Below are 6,353 nucleotides of genomic sequence, written 5' to 3'. Positions count from 1 at the left end.
TGCTATTTCCGCTTTCCGGGAGGGGCGTTTGCAATGAATGAGTTTATTTTCTACGTGAGGGAATATTCGCGAACCTGGTGATGTTCTCCACCTATGACGCCACCTCGGTTGTTGGTCGCCAGAGTCGGATTTGCTATGTAATGCCTTCGATTAGCGGAGTGCTTCACTGTAGTCAATGACGAGTCTGGAGGCGGACGTGTGTACAGCAATGGACCAACTTCATCTGACAGGTCTCCTAGCATACCGTGACACTATCGCAGCTCAAACGAGCCCAGCATTATGCGAAACGAGACGTAGTGCGCTTGAACAACCCGGCGTGTTCCCATTTCGGCAGCCAGTGTCCGAGCGCGGTACCGGCCGAGCTGCGTAGGGGGATTGCGCCTGAAGGGCGAAGCGTGCATTTGGTGAAACTCATAGAATACGCCATCCGGCCCAGCATCGACGAACACGCTAGTCGCGATTTCGAGCCGCTCGGTAGCCCCAAACAAGAGAAACCACCCACAACACAGGAGTTTTCATGAGTGACGGTAACAAGAAGTCAATCACCGGTTCGACGACCGGAGCGGGCGCGCCTGCGCCGAGCGATCGCAACTCACTGACGACCGGCCCCAATGGGCCGATCCTGCTTCACGACGTCCATTTTCTCGAGCAGATGGCGCATTTCAACCGCGAGAAAGTGCCGGAGCGGCAACCTCACGCTAAGGGTGCCGGTGCGTTCGGTGTGTTCGAGTCCACGGAGGACGTGAGCCGTTATACGAAGGCAGCGTTGTTCCAGACGGGATCCTCCACCGAAATGCTGGCGCGGTTTTCTACCGTGGCCGGCGAGGCGGGCAGTCCCGATACATGGCGCGACGTGCGGGGTTTCTCGCTGAAGTTCTACACGGACGAAGGTAATTACGATCTGGTTGGCAACAACACACCCGTGTTCTTCGTCCGCGATCCGATGAAATTCCCGCACTTCATTCGCAGCCAGAAGCGCCTGCCCGATTCCGGCCTGCGTGACAACCATATGCAGTGGGACTTCTGGACCAGCAACCCGGAGTCCGCGCACCAGGTGACCTACCTGATGGGCGATCGTGGGCTGCCGCGGACGTGGCGCAACATGAACGGCTACGGTTCGCATACATACATGTGGGTCAACGCGGCCGGCGATAAGTTCTGGGTCAAGTACCACTTCCACACGAACCAGGGCATGTCGTTTTTCACTAACGCCGAAGCGGCCAACACCGCAGGCCACGATGCCGATTTTCACCGCCGGGACCTGTTCGACGCGATCGGCCGCGGCGATCATCCGAGCTGGACGCTGTTCGTTCAGATCATGCCGTATGCAGAGGCGACGCAATACCGTTTCAACCCGTTCGACCTCACCAAGACCTGGTCGCACAAGGACTATCCGTTGATCAAGGTCGGCACGATGACCCTGAACCGTAACCCCGAGAATTTCTTTGCGCAGATCGAGCAGGCCGCGTTTTCGCCGGGGAATACGGTGCCGGGCATCGGGCTTTCGCCGGACAAGATGCTGCTCGGACGTGCGTTCGCGTACAACGATGCGCAGCGCAACCGGATCGGGACAAACTTTCATCAGTTGCCGGTGAACAAGCCGAAGGTGCCGGTACAGACCTACATGTTCGATGGCCAGATGGCTTATGAGCACAGCGGCAACGCACCTGTGTACGCGCCGAACAGCGCCGGCCGCACGTGGGCCGACACGACGGGCCCAGCAGAGGATAGCTGGGAAACGGACGGTCACATGGTGCGCAGCGCTTACACGCTGCATGCCGACGACGACGACTTCGGCCAGGCCGGCAGTCTGGTTCGCGACGTGTTCGATGATGCACAGCGCGCACGGCTCGTCGAGACGGTCGCGGGCGCCCTGCTGGCGGGCGTTCGCAGCCCCGTGTTGGAGCGGGCGTTCGATTACTGGAAGAGTGTCGATGCCGACGTGGGGCGCCGCATCGAGGAGAGGGTGCGCGCTGGCGCAGAGCCACGCAAGTAACCTGCTGGAGATAGTGTCGCGGACGTTCGCGGCCTTGGTTGCGCGCAACCAGGGTCGCTGTTGTTTCAATGCCTCGGACTGGTTGCGACGACCACGTGTGTGGACGTCATTGCCATTACATGTCGGCTTGGTAGTCAGCGTGGCGATTATCACTGAATCGATGCGCGACGCTACACGGAGACAAATGTTTTCAAGCGACCTGGAGGCGCTCCCTCCGTCTCTTTCCAGGTCGTTTGGTCGGGAGCAAGTGTGAATGCTAGCGTGCGCTCTTTTTTAGACTTCGCTATTTCTCGCCAGCCACCTACCTAGAAGAGACGGAGGGATAGTCGCCTCCGCGACATTAATTTCTCGAGAGCGCCGCAGAGCATCTGGGTGTTTGTACTTATATCCAGAACTACGTTCAGATTCTAAACTTTCTGTATACAGAGTTCCGCGTTCAGTACTCAGAACTCGGCTTCAATGAGTGATGACGACCGCTTCCCCCAATACATGAGCAAGGACACGACATGAAAATGCCGGACTTCTTGATGGCGCAGTCGGTGTCGAGACAAGGGCCAGAGACCTTCGCGATTGGCGAGACCGGATTTGCGTTCAGCCCGAGCCAGCGCCCGGCAGCAACGTTGACCTCTTGGAATTCCGGTAAAGCGATTCCCGACGCTGCCCGTGACGTGCTGGAAATCCATGAGCAATTCAGAAATATCGTCGGACTTATTGGCGTCCCGACCGAGTATGACGCGGTGGGCGCGGTCCGCGCGGAGTGGATTCTTGGACGAACCCCTTCAGGCTTGGTTTCCCTCGTTGTTCGTGACGCGGGAACATGCGACCCAGATCAACTTTTGGACGACACGGCTTTTGGGATTGTCGAGGCGAAGCGATTCTGCGCCGCGGCGGTGATTGTTGTGGTGCAGGAAGGCGGCAACAAAAGCGCTGAAAAATGCCGGAGCGCGCTGCAGAAAGCGTTCCAAACTGTCTCTGTACAGTCAAACGTGCTTTACGCCAGCAAGTTCGCTGCGGAGCTACCGGTGTGGTTCGCCAGCATCACCGCCGAGACCCTGTAAGTCAACCAGTATCGCGCGGCGGCCGGGATGCTGCGTGTCATCGCCAACATATGTGGCGGCTAGGCGCCGACGGGCCGCCAGACTGACAGGGAGTTTCAGACATTACGCGCCGCGGCCGCTCGAGCATGCGCTGCGCGCTGTACTTCCACCAGCACAATCAATACTGGTAAGCTGATAGTATTCTGTATCCACAGGCACTCTCGCCATGCCAGCAAAACTCCTGAAAATCCAGGCTCGTACCGACTACGTCGACGAAGTCTATAGGATCCTACTCGATGCTATCAGCGAGGGTTCAATCGCTCCCGGCACGCGAATCGTCCAGGAGGAAATTGCCGAGCAGTTGGCTGTCTCCCGCTCTCCCGTACTACAGGCTTTCCGTCTACTGAAAAAGGACGGTCTGGTGGAAGACGCGCCGGGGCGTGGACTGCAGGTTACGCCGCTTGATGCCACCCGAATTGGGCACCTCTACGAGCTTCGGGGTGCTCTCGACGGCCTCGCTGCCCGCCTCGCCGCAAGACAGCGTGTGAAGATAGACAAATCTCTGGTCGCGACTGGTCGGAAACTCTCAAAAGGCGACGACATTCGGACCATGATTGAAGCCGATATGGCGTTTCACACTGCTATCTACGCAGCGTCCGGGAATCCTTTGATTGTCGAGAACGCACGCCTGCACTGGATGCATCTGCGGCGCGTGATGGGCGCCGTTCACCGGGTCGCGAGCCAGCGAAAAACCGTTTGGGACGAGCATGCCGCAATTGCCGAGGCTATCGCCCAAGGTGATGAAGAACTCGCAGCAAAGCTTAGCGTGCAACATACCGAATTTGCACGGGAGAATCTTGTTCGTAATATGAGCAAGGGGGACGCTTCGGCAGACGGTGCTCAACGTTCGGCGCCGTGATGTCAGGGAACGTAGTCACGACCGCTATACACGCTCGCACGACACAGGTGCAGCTACCCGTGCCGGCGAATCTATCGCGATTGCCCCTCCTAGCGACGTCGACTATTGACGAGCTTTGGAGGAACGAGCAGCACCAGCAGCCCTCCAATCAGCAGACTGACTGAGAGTACAAGAACTCCGGCGCCAGTGGAGCCGGAAGCATTCTTGATTACACCGATTAGCGAGGGGCTTATTACACCCGAGATACTTCCGACCGAGTTTGCCAATGCTAGTCCCGCGGCGGCCGCAGCCCCACTCAGGAAAGCCGGCGGCAGGACCCAAAACTGCGATATGGTCGTCATGACTCCCATGGTCCCAATCGTCAAGGCAATCATCGCCAGCAAAGTCGAGTGAGCGAACCATACGCTCAACGCCAGTCCAAATGCACCCGCGATGCCCGGGACAATCAAATGCCAACGACGCTCTCCTGTGCGGTCTGAATTCCAGCTCACAACAACCATAGCGACGGCACCGACGGCATACGGAATTGCGGTGAGCAAGCCAACATTGAGCGGGTCCGATACGCCGCTCGATTTTATCAAGGTCGGCAGCCAAAAACTGACCCCGTATAGGCCCATCGTGTAAAAAAAGTAGACTGCGCTGACAAGAAGAATCTTCGGATTCAATAGGCCATCTTTGACGGAATGAAGCACGCCTTCCGGTTGTTCCTCCTTCAGCTTCTGCTCGATGATGGACTTCTCCGACTCGGATAGCCATTTCGCATCCTGCACCTTGTCATCGAGGAAGAAAAACGCGGCTACACCGAACAAAACCGTCGGAACGCCCTCAAGCAGAAAAAGCCACTGCCATCCCGCCATTCCATGAGCGCCAGCGAGCGCGGTCATCAGCCATCCGGAAAGAGGACCACCAATCACACCAGACATTGGAATGCCAGTCATGAAGAGCGCTGTTACTTTGGAACGACGTGAGGACGGAAACCAATAAGTGAGATAAAGCACAATAGCTGGAAAGAAGCCGGCCTCAGCCACCCCGAGAAGAAAGCGCATCATGTAAAACATGGCCGGTGTTGTCACGAACATCATCCCGGCGGAAATTAAACCCCACGTGACCATGATGCGCGCAATCCATCGACGTGGACCAACGCGCATGAGCATCAAATTGCTCGGCACCTCAAAAATAAGGTAGCCAATGAAAAACACGCTCGCGCCGAATCCGTAGATGGCTTCATTAAAGCCAAGGTCGTTCAGCATCTGGAGCTTTGCGAATGCTACGTTTATTCGGTCGAGATATGCAGAGAGATAGCAGAGGAACAGAAAGGGAATCAGTCGCCATGCGGCCTTGGCGAACGCCGACGACTCACTAGCTTCCAGATATGCGGCCGGACTATGGGAACTCATTTTGTTGTCTCCTGAGGGGGGCCTTCCGTTGGAGGCGGATGTTGTTTGTGCTTTTCTCCACCTCAATTTGCTCACGGCGTTGCCGAAGTCTGGCAACGCCGCAAGTCGTATTGTGCTAACTGCGTTAATCGAACATGTCAGGCTGCGTGGCGACGAGGTCATTCCAGATAGTCTGGAAGTGCAACCAGCCGATGTAGTCGCTGCCCACGTGTTCGCGGCTGTAACGGGCACGTTCCGGCGTTACTTCCTTCGGCGTGATGCCAGTCGCTTCAATCAAGAGTTGCTGCTGGCAACAACGTTCGAGTGCGATAAACCAGAAGGCGGCGGAGTCGATGCTGTGACGGCTCGCAGTGAGCAGCCCGTGATTCTGATGAATTGCGGCCTTCACGCCGGCAAAAGCGTTTGCGACCTTGTTGCCACCTTTCACTTCGACTGCGACCTTGCCAGCCTCGTCTCCGATGACAACGTGGTCTTCGAAGAACGCCGCTGCATCCTGCGAGATGGGTGCTAGCGGCTTTCCGAGCGCCGCGAATGCAGTTCCGTACACAGTATGTGCGTGGCACATGGCGACAATGTCCTGATGCTGCTCATGCACGGCGGCGTGAAGCACAAAGCCTGCGCGGTTGACGGCGTAGTTGCCTTCGACGACATTTCCCTTGTGGTCTGCGCAGATGAGGTTCGACACCTTGACTTGCGCGAAATGAACAGCCATGGGATTGGTCCAATACAGGCTCGGATTTTCCGGGTCGCGAACGGTAAGGTGACCAGCGAAGCCATAATCGTAACCCTGCCGGGCGAACGCGCGACACGCTGCGACAAGGTGCTCCTTCAGATACTGCCGATGCTCCGCGGCAGACTTGAACATCGGCAACTCGGGGAAAATCAGACCTTCCTGGTCGGGTTGGTAAATCGAAATTTTTCCGGCCTTCACAATCGATTCGACCTTCTCTTCGGCGACTGCTATATCCATGATTAGCTCCTGAAATGTGATGTAGATGGGGCAA

Annotated in this window: 5 protein-coding genes; 3 read left to right on the top strand and 2 right to left on the bottom strand. The window is 57.1% G+C overall.

From position 1 onward, the window contains the following. Positions 1-517 precede the first annotated feature (517 nt). From P0D89_RS50400 to P0D89_RS50390, 3 genes are all read left to right on the top strand, one after another. Positions 518-1,996 (top strand): catalase, encoded by a 1,479-nt coding sequence (locus tag P0D89_RS50400; protein ID WP_408364515.1) that lies wholly within the window; start codon positions 518-520, stop codon positions 1,994-1,996. A 506-nt stretch (positions 1,997-2,502) separates the two neighbouring features. Continuing rightward, the gene (locus tag P0D89_RS50395) at positions 2,503-3,054 is read left to right on the top strand and encodes a hypothetical protein (protein WP_408364517.1); all 552 of its coding nucleotides are present in this window, start codon (positions 2,503-2,505) and stop codon (positions 3,052-3,054) included. A gap of 205 nt (positions 3,055-3,259) precedes the next feature. Further along, positions 3,260-3,952, top strand: coding sequence for a GntR family transcriptional regulator (locus P0D89_RS50390; RefSeq protein WP_408364519.1), 693 nt, complete (start codon positions 3,260-3,262; stop codon positions 3,950-3,952). 89 nt (positions 3,953-4,041) lie between these two features. Here P0D89_RS50390 and P0D89_RS50385 read toward each other — a convergent pair whose 3' ends face one another. After that, the gene (locus P0D89_RS50385; RefSeq protein ID WP_408379261.1) at positions 4,042-5,349 is read right to left on the bottom strand and encodes an MFS transporter; all 1,308 of its coding nucleotides are present in this window, start codon (positions 5,347-5,349) and stop codon (positions 4,042-4,044) included. Between the two features lie 124 nt (positions 5,350-5,473). Further along, complete coding sequence (locus P0D89_RS50380) at positions 5,474-6,319, bottom strand: class II aldolase/adducin family protein (RefSeq protein ID WP_408364523.1); 846 nt, start codon at positions 6,317-6,319, stop codon at positions 5,474-5,476. Between the last annotated feature and the right edge of the window lie 34 nt (positions 6,320-6,353).

The sequence above is a fragment of the Paraburkholderia sp. RL18-085-BIA-A genome (assembly GCF_046027075.1).
In the GTDB taxonomy this organism is placed as follows: Bacteria; Pseudomonadota; Gammaproteobacteria; order Burkholderiales; family Burkholderiaceae; genus Paraburkholderia.
The sequence above is the reverse complement of the archived record's forward strand: the minus strand, read 5'-3'. Positions and strand labels throughout refer to the sequence as shown.

Excerpts from the sequence above, each read along its gene's own strand:
- P0D89_RS50400 (WP_408364515.1), top strand. The coding sequence starts at position 518 with ATGAGTGACGGTAACAAGAAGTCAATCACCGGTTCGACGACCGGAGCG.
- P0D89_RS50395 (WP_408364517.1), top strand. The coding sequence starts at position 2,503 with ATGAAAATGCCGGACTTCTTGATGGCGCAGTCGGTGTCGAGACAAGGG.
- P0D89_RS50390 (WP_408364519.1), top strand. The coding sequence starts at position 3,260 with ATGCCAGCAAAACTCCTGAAAATCCAGGCTCGTACCGACTACGTCGAC.
- P0D89_RS50385 (WP_408379261.1), bottom strand. The coding sequence starts at position 5,349 with ATGAGTTCCCATAGTCCGGCCGCATATCTGGAAGCTAGTGAGTCGTCG.
- P0D89_RS50380 (WP_408364523.1), bottom strand. The coding sequence starts at position 6,319 with ATGGATATAGCAGTCGCCGAAGAGAAGGTCGAATCGATTGTGAAGGCC.